The sequence below is a fragment of the Pseudarthrobacter raffinosi genome (assembly GCF_023913735.1).
GTDB lineage: Bacteria > Actinomycetota > Actinomycetes > Actinomycetales > Micrococcaceae > Arthrobacter > Arthrobacter raffinosi.
Map to the genome: position 1 here is coordinate 232,721 of NZ_JAMXBH010000003.1, position 14,351 is coordinate 247,071.

Annotated in this window: 10 protein-coding genes; 3 read left to right on the plus strand and 7 right to left on the minus strand. The window is 61.0% G+C overall.

Features of this window, described 5'->3' with window-relative positions; genetic code table 11:
- Positions 1-46: 46 nt before the first annotated feature.
- From NG698_RS04375 to NG698_RS04400, 6 genes are all read right to left on the minus strand, one after another.
- On the minus strand, positions 47-1,219 hold the full coding sequence (locus NG698_RS04375) for a sugar ABC transporter substrate-binding protein (protein ID WP_252608268.1): 1,173 nt from the start codon (positions 1,217-1,219) through the stop codon (positions 47-49).
- Between the two features lie 80 nt (positions 1,220-1,299).
- On the minus strand, positions 1,300-2,337 hold the full coding sequence (locus NG698_RS04380) for an ABC transporter permease (protein WP_252608269.1): 1,038 nt from the start codon (positions 2,335-2,337) through the stop codon (positions 1,300-1,302).
- A gap of 3 nt (positions 2,338-2,340) precedes the next feature.
- Positions 2,341-3,390 carry an ABC transporter permease gene (locus NG698_RS04385; protein WP_252608270.1) on the minus strand — a complete coding sequence of 350 codons (1,050 nt, stop codon included), beginning with the start codon at positions 3,388-3,390 and terminating at the stop codon, positions 2,341-2,343.
- Positions 3,387-4,973: a sugar ABC transporter ATP-binding protein gene (locus tag NG698_RS04390; RefSeq protein WP_252608271.1), complete on the minus strand. Its 1,587-nt coding sequence runs from the start codon at positions 4,971-4,973 to the stop codon at positions 3,387-3,389. Before NG698_RS04390 ends, NG698_RS04385 begins: the two co-directional genes overlap by 4 nt.
- Before the next feature lie 429 nt (positions 4,974-5,402).
- Complete coding sequence (locus NG698_RS04395; RefSeq protein WP_252608272.1) at positions 5,403-6,413, minus strand: aldose epimerase family protein; 1,011 nt, start codon at positions 6,411-6,413, stop codon at positions 5,403-5,405.
- Complete coding sequence (locus NG698_RS04400) at positions 6,400-7,416, minus strand: ROK family protein (protein WP_252608273.1); 1,017 nt, start codon at positions 7,414-7,416, stop codon at positions 6,400-6,402. The genes NG698_RS04395 and NG698_RS04400 overlap by 14 nt, the downstream gene beginning before the upstream one ends.
- A gap of 439 nt (positions 7,417-7,855) precedes the next feature.
- On the opposite strand from NG698_RS04400, the gene NG698_RS04405 reads away from it, so the two are divergent.
- The 3 genes from NG698_RS04405 to xylB all read left to right on the plus strand — a co-directional run bounded on the left by NG698_RS04405 (position 7,856) and on the right by xylB (position 11,774).
- The gene (locus NG698_RS04405; protein ID WP_252608274.1) at positions 7,856-8,935 is read left to right on the plus strand and encodes a Gfo/Idh/MocA family protein; all 1,080 of its coding nucleotides are present in this window, start codon (positions 7,856-7,858) and stop codon (positions 8,933-8,935) included.
- A gap of 130 nt (positions 8,936-9,065) precedes the next feature.
- A complete protein-coding gene (gene xylA / locus NG698_RS04410) occupies positions 9,066-10,253 on the plus strand; it encodes a xylose isomerase (RefSeq protein ID WP_252608276.1) in 1,188 nt (395 codons plus the stop codon).
- A 102-nt stretch (positions 10,254-10,355) separates the two neighbouring features.
- Entirely contained in the window at positions 10,356-11,774 is a 1,419-nt protein-coding gene (xylB, locus tag NG698_RS04415) for a xylulokinase (protein ID WP_252608279.1), read from the plus strand.
- A gap of 1,060 nt (positions 11,775-12,834) precedes the next feature.
- Here xylB and NG698_RS04420 read toward each other — a convergent pair.
- Positions 12,835-14,103, minus strand: a complete 1,269-nt coding sequence (locus NG698_RS04420; protein ID WP_252608286.1) for an FAD-binding protein — start codon at positions 14,101-14,103, stop codon at positions 12,835-12,837.
- Positions 14,104-14,351 lie beyond the last annotated feature (248 nt).

Below are 14,351 nucleotides of genomic sequence, written 5' to 3' on the forward strand. Positions count from 1 at the left end.
TCCGGGTCCGGCCCGGAGGTGCGGGCCGGACAGGGAATCTGGTTGGTCAGTATTTGCCGGGGCCGCTGAGCACGTTCTTGAGAACACCCTCATGCCAGTCCACGTTGGACTTGTCCACCACGCCGGTGGGGATGCGGATGAACTGGTTGATTTCCTGGTTCAGGAATTCATGGGCGAAGAGGCTTTCGATCATCCGGCTGCCCATCTCCGCGCTGTTGACGTCCACCGTTGCGGTGAGCTTGCCGGCTTTGATGGCGCCCATACCGGAGACCAGGCCGTCGGCGCCGATGGTGATGATGCCGCCGGTGCCGTCCCAGTGCTTCAGGCCTCGGGCGTCAATGGCCTGGGAAGCACCCAGCGCCATATCCTCGTTCTCGCCGTAGATGGCCTTTACGTCCGGGAACTTGGTCAGCAGGTCCTGGGCGGCTGTGAGGCCCTTATCCCGAACATATCCGCCGTCGGCTTCACCAACGATCTTGAGGCCGGGGTGTTCGGCGATGGCCTTCTTGAAGCCCTGCTGGCGCAGCTTTGTCCAGTCCGAACCGGACGGTCCCATGATTTGGATGATGGAACCTTCGCCTTTGAGTTGCTCGGCGATGTACTTGCCGGCCAGGTATCCGGACTGCCAGCGGTCGTCGTAGCCGATATTTGATACCGTGGACAGGCCTCCGGTCGGGTCTTCGGCCTGGGATGGGTTGGCCAGTTCTTCGGTGGAGTTGAACTGGTAGAAGTCAATGCCTTTTTCGGACCCCTGCTTGTAAAGGGTCTGCATCGTTGCCGCATTAGCTGCGGAGCAAACAAAGACCGCGTCGAACTGCCGGGCAATATAGCCTTGGACGATTCCGAGTGTCTCGGTGCCGGAGTGGGCATCGTTAAGCGCTCCTTGGCGTTCCCACTTCCATTTGACGCCGAACCGGTCCTCGTATTCCTTCATCTTGTTGTGCGCGGCCTTTTCCACCTGGGTGTAAAACTCCGAGAGGATCGGGGGTGCAAAACCGACTTTGATCTCGCGTCCGTTGACAATCTTCTTGATCGCTTCGTCGGGGAGGTAGTCGGTTCCTCCGCCGCCAGCCGCGGCGTTGGAGCCTCCGGCGGGCGCGTTCACGGTGGTGCAGCCTGTAAGCAGCAGGGCAGCTGCAGTGGCGGTGGAGATGAAGGCGAGGCGGGCCTTGCCAGGTCGGCGGCGCGCTGTCTTCGAATGAAAAGTGCTTGAGCTCATCTTTGATGCTTCCTTCACTTGTGTTCGTGTCGTTCAAATGCCAAACGGTCGCTTGGCAGGAGTTGTGATGCTGGTATTTCCTAGGCGGGGATTCCTTCAAGGACCATTGCTTTTCTTTGCCGTACCTTGCCACTGACGATCGCGCTGATGCGGTTGGCGAGGACTGCCGCGACGAGGATGCCTCCGATGACTATTTTTTGGTAGCTCGAAGGGACGCCGACGAGGTTAATCAGGTTGACGGCGGCGGCCAGCGTAATTGCTCCGAGGATGGCTCCCAGAATGCGACCCCGTCCTCCTGAGAGTGCGGCACCACCGATGACGGCTGCGGCGATGGCCTGAATCTCATAACCATTGCCGAGATCGGCCGGGACGTTGGTGTTGCGACCTGCCATGATGATGCCCGCCACAGCGGCGGCCAAACCGCTGAAGATGTATGCCTGCATGCGCACCCTGTCCACGCGCACGCCTGACTGCATGGCGCCGGTCTTGCTGCTTCCCACGGCGAAGAAGTGAGTTCCCATGCGGGTGAAACCCAGGATTCCTCCGAGCACCAGCGCGACAAGGAGCGCGATGACCATCGGCAGTGTAAGAGGCCCTGCCAACGGGGTTAGACCGCCGATGATGTAAAACTCGGGAACCATATAGCCGATGATCGGAACACCCTTGGTCCAGATGTACAGGACACCACTGGCGAAACCAAGCATTGCAAGAGTCGCGATGAAGTCCGGCAGCCCGAGACGGGTGATCAGCAGGCCGTTGCCCAGGCCGACCAGAGCCCCCATGGCCAGTGCGGCCAGGAGCGCTGCGAACAGCGGCAGTCCAAAGTTCATGGCGGCCGCGGAGACACCAGCGCAGAGTGCCATCGTGGTGCCTATCGACAGATCGATGCCTCCGGAGACCAGAACGACCGTCATGCCCATGGCCAGGATCATGACCACGAGGCTGTTATTGACGAGGTTGTAGAGGTTTGAGCCGTTGAGAAACACCGGCAGTGTGAACGCTGCCAGCAGACAGATGAGCACCAACAGGGCCAGCACCCCCAGCGTCGGGTCGACAAGCAGACGGGTGACGACGCGGTCGACCACAGTCTGGTTCTTCTTCAATGAAGTCGTTTCCATTTCTCAGTCCTGCTTCCCTGTGCCGAGCAAGTGTGTTTCCTGGAGCTTTGCCGGCGCCGGAGGTGTAGGGCCACTTTTGCTGCGTTTCCTAATACCGCCCAGTACCAACTGCTGGATTCTTCGATCGAAGACAACTCCGGCAACGATGCAGAGTCCAGTCACGATGCTGAAGTACACCGGGTCCACACCGTTAAGCCGCAGTCCCTGCTGGAGAGTGGCGAGCATGAGCCCGCCGGCGACCGCCGCCCAGACTGAGCCTCTGCCTCCGGCGAGGCTCACGCCACCCAGAACTGCCCCGGCGATGGCAACGAATTCGTAGCCGTTGCCAAGGAAGGCCTGGACGGCCCCCAGGCGTGATGCCAACAGGACACCGGCTGCGCCGGCGAGCAGCCCCGAGATAACGAAGGTTCCGAGCCTGACGCGGTTCACGTTCACGCCGGCGACATTTGCCGCACCGGGGGCGATGCCTATGGCAAAGATACGGCGTCCGAAGACAGTTCTGATGAGGAGGAACTGCATGAGGACAAAAATGATCGCTGCTATCCAGAATCCCGTGGGAACCCCAAGGAAGTTTCCGTATACAAGGTCCGAGAAGCCTGGGGTGCTGACGCCCTGGAGTGGAACCTTTTCCGTCAGGACAATGAGCAGGCCGCCGGCTATATTCAGTGTTGCGAGGGTAACGATAAAGTCATTGATTCCAAATACTGTGATCATCAGCCCGTTGAATAGGCCGAAGACCAGCCCGGTGGCAACGCCTACAGCCACGGCCGTCCATGTTGGGGCGCCGGAGACGAGTGCCCACATCGTGGTACCGGCGCTGAGTCCCGCGACGGTTCCGACGGAGAGATCGATGCCGCCGCCGACGATCACGATTGCCACTCCGACGGTGAGGAGGAGGATCGGGATAGCGTTATTGATGTAGTCGCGGACGCTTCCCGAGGTCAAAAATACTGGAGACATGATCTGAAAGACGATGATGACGATGACCAGCGCGATGACGATGGGAACGCCGCTGGTAGAAAGGATGCGGGACGCAGCCCGTTGGAAGTTCATGATTCGGTCCTGCCTGCAGACATTGCGAGGATACGGTTTTTGACGGCTTCAAACTGGCCCGAGACCAGGGCATGGGGGACATGGTCGACCGAGCCCACGAGCCTCCCCTTTTTCATGATGATGACCCGATGGCTCAGCTCGACGAGCTCCCCGATCTCCGAAGCGATAACGATGGCTGCGCCCCCGTTCGCCACGAATTCACGGATCAGGTTGTGGACCTCGACTTTGGCGGAGACATCGATGCCCTGGGTAGGTTCGTCGAAAATCAGCAGATCGGGGTTGGTGTTAAGGCAACGGGCGACAATGGCCTTTTGCTGGTTTCCACCGCTGAGATTCCGAATTTTTTCCCTCACATCGGCGGTCTTGATGCCAAGACGTTGCCGGTAGCTTTCCGCCTGGGACACCTCGTCGCGGCCTTTCAGAACGAAACCCAGCCACGAGACCCGATCAAGGCTGGAAATGGAGATGTTTTCCGAGACAGACAGTTCAGGCAGAATGCCCAGCTGCTTCCGGTCCTCGGGCAGCATCGCCAGCCCCTTTTGATAGGCGGCGCTCGAATCGGAAAACTTGACCGCCTTGCCTTTCAGGTGCACAGTCCCACTGCTGATCTTGTCGATGCCCATGATCGCGCGGGCGAGTTCTGTGCGGCCTGCCCCCGCGAGCCCTGCGATCCCCAGGACTTCGCCCTTATGGACGGTAAGGGAAATGTCACGGAGGATGTAGCTGCGGTTGACATCGGTGAGACGGAGGACTTCTTCGCGGGACTCTTCTGCCTCCGTGACGACCGCTGCGGTGGCCGTGGAGCCGAATTCCCCTGCGGCTATGCCGAACATCATGCCCAGCAGATCGTCAACGGAGGTGTCTGGAACCTCAACGGTACCGACGAGGCGGCCGTCCCTGAAGACGGTGGCAGTGTCAGCGAGCCCAAAGAGTTCCTCAAGATGGTGCGTCACCCAGATGAGGGAGACTCCCTTGCCGCGCAGGCGGCGCATGTGCTCGAAAAGATTCAGGCGCTCCTCTTCTTCAAGGCCCGATGTTGGCTCATCGAGGATCAGGAGGCGGGTGTCAAAGGCCAGAGCCTTGACGATTTCGACGACCCGTTTCTTCAGGGCTCCGAATTCGCCGACGGGCAGCTTCAGGTCTTCCTCCGTGAGCCCGAACTCGGAGGCCAGGGACCGCACACGATCTTCCATGTGGCGGCGGTCCAGCCTCACGTTTAAACCAAGGAACCGTGCATTTACTTCTCTGCCAAGAAAGATGTTGTCCAACGTCGTCAGGGCAGGAACCAGGGAGAGCTCCTGGTGAATGGTATTGATACCGCTGCCCAGCGCATCGGTGGGCCGGCGCAGCTCCAGCCGATTGCCCGACAGCATGATCGTTCCGGAGTCAGGGGAGGTGAGGCCCGAAAGAATGTTGATAAGCGTCGATTTGCCGGCGCCGTTGCCACCGAGCAATGCGTGTATCTCGGCGGGACGGACCTGGAGTCCGACGGCGTCCAAGGCGGTAACACCCTGATAGTGCTTGCTGATTCCTTGGACATTGAGCAGGAAACCGTCAGCATCAGGGGCTGGGCGTTCAGTCACGCGTGCGCTCCTTCTCATCGTTGAAAATAGCGTGGGATAAGGATCCCTCGAGGGTGACCCAAGTCACTTACCAACCAATATAGTTGGGTCTAACAACAAAAGCAATGATTGCCGGCCAGGTTTTAATGTCGGATTCTGTCGGCTTGCGAACGTAGCCCTCAAAACCCACACTTTCCAGCCAATGGCGGGCTGCAAAGAGGTATGGCGGCCCGGTCAAGGACCTCTCGTACCGGGGCGACTCGGAGTGCATCACGGGAGTGGCTTTGGAATAAGTGAGGCGATTACCGGCAACCAAGGCAATAAGTTGAGAGGAACCACTGACCTTTAGTGGCAGCTGTGACCGCCTCCTCCAACGCAACGCCAGTGAACGCAGTGCCCGGGTGCCGCAAACGGCACTCGCCTACTACGGGAGCGGCTTGAATTGGTCAATCATGTGGCGCTGAATCGGTAACAGCTGCTGTGGCGGTACTGGCGGCCTGCCGACAGAACAATCGAGGGAAACCCTGGGAGGGCAGGTGAATCAGGGATGTGCTGGGGCTCAAGGCAAAGAGCGTGTCCCGCACCAAAGATGGAACCGTTGCGCCCCGCTATTCTGGGCAGCCGGTTAGCGCTGTAGACCTGCAGTGACGGCTCGGATGTCAACAGCTCCATGGTGCGGCCGCTCGCCGGGTCGTAGAGGGTGGCGGCGAGCTGATGGCTGCCGTCGCGGGCATCCAGCACGTAGGTATGGTCCAGTCCCGGCCACGGCTCACCGCCCTCGGCGGGGAGCAGGTCTGCTATTGGGCGCCGTAGGCGATAATCGAGTGCCGTACCCGCCACGGGCTGCAGGGCGCCCGTGGGGATGAGGTCCGGGCCCGTCCGCAGTACGTTCTGCGCTGCAATCATCAGGTGGTGGTCTGTTACGGGGACGTTCCCACCGGCGAGATTCCAGTAGCTGTGATTAGTGAGGTTGACCGGCGTGGATTGGTCACACGCTGCCGTGAAGACCGTCCACATCTCATTCGTGTCTGTGAGCAGGTATTCGACGCGTGCGTACAAATTCCCAGGGTAGCCCTCCTCCAGATGGGGACTGACATATTCGAAGACGATGCCCTTGCCGCCGTCAGGTTCCGATTCGGTCACCGACCAGTCAACACGGTCGAAACTTCGGGAGCTGCCCCCGTGAAGATGGTTGTTTCCCTCATTTCGGTCGAGCTGGACGTCCAGATCGACCGAAACGAAACGTCCCCCCGCAATACGTCCAGCCACCCGGCCGATGGTGGCTCCAAGGTACAAATCAGTGTGGCGCTTGTAGGACTCCAGTGTGTCCAAGCCTAGGACCACATTGTCAGGTGTGCCGTTTCTGTCCGGCACCTGCAGCTCAACGAGGCGTGCACCGAAGCTGCTGACGGTCATAACCAGACCGCGACCGTTGCTGACAGTAAACTCATCGGCTGCCATTAAGGGCCGTCCTCTCTGACTCTTGGGAGGATTTGTCGGGCACCCTCCCTGCTTTCTGGGCTGATAAGCCAGCGGGATCGGCGAGAAGCGGTGAGAACGCTAGCTCCGCTGCCCCCACCATGAGAAGGTCGGCCCCCAGCTTTGGCCGGGAAATCGTGACGTCGTTCCATGACACTGGAAGGGCCTCATGCGCGACCACTTTGTGAAGGCGTTCGGGGTCCAGCGCATACAGGGATCCGAGGAAGCCTCCCAGAATAATCAGTCGCGGATTAAGAATGTTGATGGCGCCGCCAAGAGCGATGCCGAGAAAGTCCAGCTGTCGGTTCACTTCGGAACGGACCGCCAGTGACTTGGCGGCGAACAGTGCCTGTTCGAGTTCATCCGTGTCGGCGGAGGACAGGCCCAGAACCTCAAGCAACGCCAACCTTGTCACTTCTGACTCGAATGTGCCGCGGACACCGGCGCTGTCGGCCCTGCCGTCGCTACGTACACGAGTGTGGCCCAACTCTCCGGCATACCCACTGGTTCCGCCGAGTGCGACACCGCTGGAGATGACTCCTCCGCCGACGCCGCTGGCTCCGCCGTTGAGATAGATCATGTCGTCAATGCCACGGCCGGCGCCAAACGTCCGTTCTGCACGGGCGCCAAGGCTTGCATCATTGCCGGCGGAAGTGGGGTATCCGGTAGCGTCCGCCAGCATTTCCGTCAGCGGCTCGTCTTTCCACCCAAGATGCGGAGCCAGGCGGACCAGTCCGTTGCTCTGGCAGACCAAGCCGGGAACGGCGATTCCAATTCCAACAATGCGCGTTTCAGTCTGAAGGCCGCCCTGAATGCCCGCAATGATCGCCGAGGTGATGTTCACAGCTTCGCGAACCGTCGGAGGTTTCTCCGTGGGAAAACGGATGCGGTTCTGGACAACCCCTCCCAGCCCGACCACCCCCACGGTTACAGCGTCTACCTCGGGGTTCACCGCAATCGCGACCGTATCGGGGTTGGTTTGCACAACGGAGCTCGGCCGTCCTACCTGGCTGGTTGTCTCCCCCGAGGATTCTGTGACCAAGCGGAGATCAACCAGTTCGCCCACCAGGGCCGCTATGGTGGACCGGTTCAGCCCGGTCCGCCGGGTAAGTTGTGCCCTTGGGATGCTCCCTGCGTGATGTACCAGCGTAAGAATCGTGGACAGGTTGTGCTGACGGACACTGTCCAGGTTATTTCCCATTGCCTGCGGCCGTGGTCCGGCATCCCTGGGCGAAGAGAAGCTACTCGTCGACACAGCATCTCCAACCGTCGTGTTTCCTGCAGAGCCTCAATTGGACACCGTCCCTTCTAAGAGTGAGGGGTGAAGGACCGCAGAGTCCATTGAGTGGCCATCGCGTCCGTCGATCAAATTTTAATATGTAGTTTGCTTGAACAAATGCAGGATAACAGCGTACTCTTCAATTATGACTTCCATCACACCCGAAACTGAGGCAGACCGCCCTATCCGCGTCGGAGTCGTCGGATACGGTCTTGCAGGTAAAGTATTCCACTGTCCTTTCATCGAAGCCAGCCCCTCTTTCTCCTTGGATTTCATTGCAACAAATGACTCGAGCCGCAGGAGGCAGGCACAGCGTGACCACCCAAAGGCCACCATTGTTGCCGACTCCAACGAACTCCTGGACCACGCCCCTGGGCTTGATCTCGTCGTTCTAGCTGGCCCGCCCTCCACGCACCTCGCCCAAGGCATGGCCTTTTTGGACAGGGGAGTGGGTCTCGTTGTTGACAAGCCTTTTGCCGCGTCCGTGGCCGACGCTGAGCGGCTGATCCAAAAAGCCGAAGAGGCCGACAAACCGCTGATCGTTTTCCAAAACAGACGATGGGACGGAGATTTTCTCACCATTAAGAAGATCATCGCTGCCGGCGAGCTGGGAAAGATTTACCAATTCGAATCCAGTTTCGAGCACTGGGCGCCCGAGGCGGACACCAAATGGCAGGACGTTACACCCCCCTCACTTGGTGGCGGAGTGGCCTTTGACCTGGGAAGCCACCTGATTGACCAGGCCCTTGTCCTCTTCGGCCCGGTATCGAATGTGAGATCAGATCTGCGAACAGTCCGAGCCGGTGGCGGCAACGATGACGCTAGCTACATCGAACTCCATCACAAATCTGGGGTGTGCTCACGATTGTGGATGAGCAGACTGGGTGGCCAGCCCGGACCGCGGTTCCGTGTGCTGGGTACGGGGGGAGCTTACGTTTCATACGGGCTGGACGGTCAGGAACCAGCCTTGGCCTCCGGCCTTCTGCCGGACGACGACCGATACGGCATCATGCCCGAGGAGACCTGGGGAACGCTGGGGATCTCAGCCGCCGGTTACCCCCCACCCTCCAAAGTCCCTACCGAAAGGGGCAGCTACCCGGCCTTTTATGAGGGCGTAGCCGCCGCCATTCGTGGAACAGGCGCCGCACCCGTTGCTCCGCACGAGGCCCTGGAAGTTGTCAAAATCCTCGAACGCATTCACAAAGAATCTCCGGGGCACCCCTGACCAAGAGCCTGTCCCAAACGACTGGGCTCCGATATCAGGACCTCAGGCATGCGAGAGAACCGGTCCTATAGCTGGACCACGCTCAGCAAGCCAACCCAATCAATCCCACCATCCCAAAGAGGTGCTAGAAATGACAGTACAACCCACACCCGAAGACCGTTTCACGTTCGGCCTCTGGACAGTCGGATGGACCGGCGCCGACCCCTTCGGCGTTGCCACGCGTGCAGCACTGGACCCGGTCGAGGCCGTCCACCGGCTTAGCGAACTGGGCGCCTACGGCGTCACCTTCCATGACAATGACCTGGTTCCCTTCGATGCCACGGCGTCGGAACGGGAGCTGATCCTGAAGAACTTCAAGTCAGCTCTTGCCGAGACTGGCTTGAAGGTCCCGATGGTGACCACCAACCTGTTCAGCCACCCGGTCTTCAAGGACGGCGGGTTTACCTCCAATGATCGTTCCGTCCGCCGCTTCGCGCTGAGCAAGGTCCTGCGCAACATCGACTCCGCTGCCGAGTTCGGCGCGGAAACCTTTGTGATGTGGGGCGGGCGTGAAGGTAGCGAATACGACGGTTCCAAGGACCTGTCTGCGGCGCTGGACCGGATGAAGGAAGGCGTGGACACCGCCGCCGCTTACATCAAGGACAAGGGCTACAACCTGCGCATCGCCCTCGAACCCAAACCCAACGAACCCCGCGGCGACATTTTCCTGCCCACTGTCGGCCACGCCCTGGCGTTCATCGCCCAGCTCGAACACGGCGACATCGTGGGCCTGAACCCCGAAACCGGCCACGAACAGATGGCGGGCCTGAACTTCACCCACGGCATCGCCCAGGCCCTCTGGGCGGGCAAGCTTTTCCACATCGACCTCAACGGGCAGCGCGGCATCAAATACGACCAGGACCTCGTCTTCGGCCATGGCGACCTCACCAGCGCCTTCTTCACCGTGGACCTTCTGGAGAACGGCTTCCCCAACGGCGGCCCTCGCTACGACGGCCCGCGCCACTTCGACTACAAGCCCTCCCGCACCGACGGTTACGACGGCGTCTGGGAGTCCGCGAAGTCCAACATGGCCATGTACCTCCTCCTCAAGGAACGGGCCCTCGCCTTCCGCGCCGACCCTGAAGTGCAGGAAGCCCTGAAAACCTCCGGAGTCTTCGAACTCGGCGAACCCACGCTCACTGCGGGTGAATCCACGGCGGACCTGCTCGCGGACAAGTCCTCGTTCGAGGACTTCGACGCCAGCAAGGCAGGGGAGCGCTCCTTCGCGTTCGTCCGGCTCAACCAGCTCGCCATCGAGCACCTGCTCAACGCCCGCTAAGGGCGAAAGCACTCCATGCCCGCCGTCGGACCCGGTTTGTCCGGGTCCGACGGCGCACCACACGATTCGTTTTGATTCAAACCCTTTTGAAAGAACCCAGCCATGCCATTGGTCGCCGGAGTGGATAGCTCCACCCAATCCTGCAAAATCGTCATTCGGGACGCCGAAACCGGTGTTCTCCTCCGTAAAGGTTCGGCACGTCACCCCGAGGGCACGGAGATTGACCCGGAGCTCTGGTGGACCGCGCTACAGTCGGCCATCAATGCAGCTGGTGGTCTGGATGATGTGGCCGCCGTTTCGGTGAGCGGGCAGCAGCACGGGATGGTCTGCCTGGATGCCGATGGTGCGGTGGTCCGACCGGCACTGCTCTGGAATGACACCCGATCGGCCCCTGCGGCGCAGGCACTCATCGAGGAGACAGGCGGGCCGGCATTCTGGGCCGAGGCCACCGGGACTGTCCCGGTGGCCTCGATCACGGCGACCAAGCTGCGTTGGCTGGCGGAGAACGAACCGGAAAACGCAGCACGTACCGCTGCCGTTTGCCTGCCGCACGACTGGCTGAGTTGGCGGCTGGCGGGATACGGGCCGGGAAGCGGCGCGGAGGGGCTGGCCGCACTGCGAACCGACCGGTCAGATGCCTCCGGCACCGGATACTGGTCACCTGCCATGGGGAGTTATCTGACGGACGTCCTGGAGCGCACGCTCGGGCACGTACCGGCGCTGCCTCTCGTACTCGGTCCATTGCAATCAGACCTAAAGACACCCTCAGGTGCTCTGATTGGAGCCGGTGCAGGCGACAACGCCGGCGCAGCCCTGGGTGTAAACGCCGGCGTGGGCGATGTTGTCGTATCCGTAGGTACATCCGGTACGGTGTTCGCTGTCTCCGATACACCGGTCACCGATAAGTCAGGACAGGTGGCAGGATTTGCCGACGCAACAGGAAACTTTCTGCCACTTGTCTGCACGCTGAACGCTTCACGTGTACTTGATGCGACAGCCCGTTTGCTCTCCCTTGATGTTGCTGAACTTTCCCGGCTTGCCCTATCGGTACCCGCCGGGGCCGGCGGACTGGTCCTCATTCCTTACTTCGAAGGTGAACGGACACCGAATCTGCCAGATGCAACGGGTTCCCTTCATGGAATGACACTGGCAAATTTCACTCCGGGCCATCTCGCCCGCGCGGCTGTCGAAGGGGTCGTATGCTCCCTTGCCGATGGACTTGCTGCGCTCACCGATCAGGGAGTGACCGTCGAACGTCTCATCCTCGTCGGTGGAGGCGCACGCTCTGAAGCCCTGCAAGCAATAACTGCCGCAGTCTTCGGTCTTCCTGTCATTGTGCCTGAACCGGGAGAATATGTAGCGGATGGCGCCGCGCGGCAAGCCGCCGGGCTCCTAACCGGAGAGTTCCCCAATTGGGCCACCGGGGTTGCGCGGAAAGTTACCGCGTCGCCCACCCCCGAAGTACTCGCGCGGTACCGCGCTGCCGCCGCGAACGCCGCCCTTACTGGTGATCAAGAATAATCGGCTTCGAAAATATTTTCGGTCGTAGCGCCGCCGCTTGAAAATGACCCGCTCTGGCGCCATCTGGTGGCTTTGAAGTACGGGAGGCTCGTCCAAGCTCAAAAGCGAGCACGCAGAGAGGCTGGAATTGCAACTGAATGCAGATATTGCCCTCCATGCAGAACATTTGTAAACCAGCAGTTCAAAGGACCACTACCACAGCGCCCTGCGCGCTACCACGTGTTGCACGCAAACCGGGCGGTTGCTGCTGAACCGTTCTGCTCGATCATGTTCCCCCGGAATTCGCCGTCCTAGGTAGTAGGTCTTCGGACGCTCGTGCACCGGGACCCAGCTCCGCACTAGGCGCCCCGCCGGTGCAGCGGCTGCCGTGAATCCCAAGGATCCTCGATGAGTCGATCCCCGGGCCCCGTAGGTTTCTACATGGGCCTTCGTCGTGATGGGGACCGCAGGAAAAATGCGGGAACACGTGGGGCCGCCCTAACGAAGGGCGGTCACAGTGTCCACCGAGGTGGGGAGCGTGCCGGGCTACCCCCGTCGGTGTAGTTCACCAAGGCCCGGCACGGCCATTCCGATTCCCGCGATCCGGTAAGAGGCGTCCAGCTCCGAGCGCATACCCTCTGTGACGGCCGTTGCGGTGTTGACAGATTCCCTTGCGGTTGGGATGCGTTCGTTGGGAAAGCGGGTTTCCTTCCGGCGGCTTCCGCCGAGGCCGAGGAGACCGATTGTGAAGGCAGGAATTTTCAGGTACACGGCCATCGCCGCAGTCGACGGGCTCGGGTGAACCTCGGGGCTTGGCCTGCCCACCTGCGCTTCGCCTGAAGAGGCTGTCTCGTAAACAAGTCCCCGGCAACGAGCTGGCCGAGGAGGGTGCCCACTGTTGACCTGCTCAGTGCCGTCCTCTTGGTGGTCTGCGCGCGGCTCAGGACCCGGTGGTGATGAACAAGGGGGTAATCAGGCCAAGGTCGTTCCGGCAAGACGGATCCGTCTCGGCGGACGGCGGCAGCTGCTCTGTGACGGACGGCACGGACCGTGGAGTGGGGGAGGGCATCGTAGTGACCCATCAGTTGCCAAAGACTGTGTGCTTGAGGAAGCTGTTGCGGAACTTCCCGGCCGGGTCCAGCCGGTCGGCAAGGGCGATAAAGTCACCAAAGCGCGGATAAAGAGGCGCGATGGCTGAGACACCGCCGTGGAACAGCTTGCCCCAGTGCGGCCTTGCGGCAAACGGTGCGAGCTCCGCTTCAAGGAGGGGCAGGATCGCGTGGACGGCCGGCTGGTCCTGCCGCCACGTGAAGTGCAGGCCGATGCCGTCGCGGCCGTAGTTCGGGCTCAGCCACAGGTTGTCTCGCGCGATGGTGCGGATCTCGCCGATGAGCAGCAGTGGTGTGACGAGATCCGAGATCCTGCGCACGGTGCGAAGCGCGTCCACAGCGTGCTCGCGGGGGATGAGGTACTCGGTTTGGAGCTCCTCGCCCTTGCTTGGGTTGAATTCCATGCGGAAGTGAGCCAGTCTGTCGGACCAGGGCCCGGGCACGCCGAGCTGCTGGGTGCAGCTGCTGCCCGGGATTCCCGGTAACGGGTGCCGGTTCTCGGCAGCCGGACTTCCGCCGTGGAATCCGGATTCCGGGACCTCCTGTCTGGGGTCGCCGGTCCTGCGTTTGAGCCAGGCTTGGGCAATTCTCTGCCCGCTCCAGTCAGTGAAGAGGCTGACGCTGTAGGCAGACGACGTGACGTCGTCAAAGTTCTCGAGTACACGGTTCCAGTCGAGGTTCTCGTAAACGATTTGGAGGACCTGATAGCTGGGTTCGATGTCCAGGGTCAATCGGCTGACGATGCCCAGGGCGCCGAGACCCACCACCATGCCGTCAAAGTATGCGTCTCCGCGACGGGCAGAGAGGATGCTTCCGTCTGCGGTGACGACCTCAAGACTGGCCACGGCGCCGGCCAGATTGCGGTTACCGTCCCCGGAGCCGTGGGTTGCGGTCGCTACCGCTCCCGCTACTGAGATGTGCGGAAGGGACGCCAGGTTGTGCAGTGCGAAGCCCTGGCGCTGTAGCTCGGCCGCGAGGGCGCCATAGCGCGTGCCACCACTTACTGTCACCGTCATCCTCCGGGCGTCGACATGGATGCCAGAATCCAATCGGTCAAGGACGGCCAGCGTGCCGGAGGAATCGGCAATGTCATTGAACGAATGGCGGGAGCCCAGCGCCCGGACGCGGGTGGCGCCGGCAACGATCTCCTGCAGCTCCTCCACGCTGCCCGGATGGACGATCACAGGAGCCCGGTAAGTGTAGTTGCCTGCCCAGTTTCGTTCGGTTACGAGCTGCTCCATCGCGATTTCGTCCTTCGTCAGCGGTTCCCTATGAAATTGGTGTTCTACACAACATAACAAAGATTGGGCCCGATTGCTGCTATTTGTAACAATCGCATACTCAAGGTGGTACTGCACGGTTTAGACCTTCGGCCGATGCTGCGCAGTGAGGTGTGTCAAGGATGTGAGACAGTCGCGTAGTTTCTTTTTGGTCAGGCAGCCGCGGGAAGCGGTTGCGCGGTTGGCGTGAAGGCCGCCATTGCGGTGGC

Excerpts from the sequence above, each read along its gene's own strand:
- NG698_RS04375 (WP_252608268.1), bottom strand. The coding sequence starts at position 1,219 with ATGAGCTCAAGCACTTTTCATTCGAAGACAGCGCGCCGCCGACCTGGC.
- NG698_RS04380 (WP_252608269.1), bottom strand. The coding sequence starts at position 2,337 with ATGGAAACGACTTCATTGAAGAAGAACCAGACTGTGGTCGACCGCGTC.
- NG698_RS04385 (WP_252608270.1), bottom strand. The coding sequence starts at position 3,390 with ATGAACTTCCAACGGGCTGCGTCCCGCATCCTTTCTACCAGCGGCGTT.
- NG698_RS04395 (WP_252608272.1), bottom strand. The coding sequence starts at position 6,413 with ATGGCAGCCGATGAGTTTACTGTCAGCAACGGTCGCGGTCTGGTTATG.
- NG698_RS04405 (WP_252608274.1), top strand. The coding sequence starts at position 7,856 with ATGACTTCCATCACACCCGAAACTGAGGCAGACCGCCCTATCCGCGTC.
- xylA (WP_252608276.1), top strand. The coding sequence starts at position 9,066 with ATGACAGTACAACCCACACCCGAAGACCGTTTCACGTTCGGCCTCTGG.
- xylB (WP_252608279.1), top strand. The coding sequence starts at position 10,356 with ATGCCATTGGTCGCCGGAGTGGATAGCTCCACCCAATCCTGCAAAATC.
- NG698_RS04420 (WP_252608286.1), bottom strand. The coding sequence starts at position 14,103 with ATGGAGCAGCTCGTAACCGAACGAAACTGGGCAGGCAACTACACTTAC.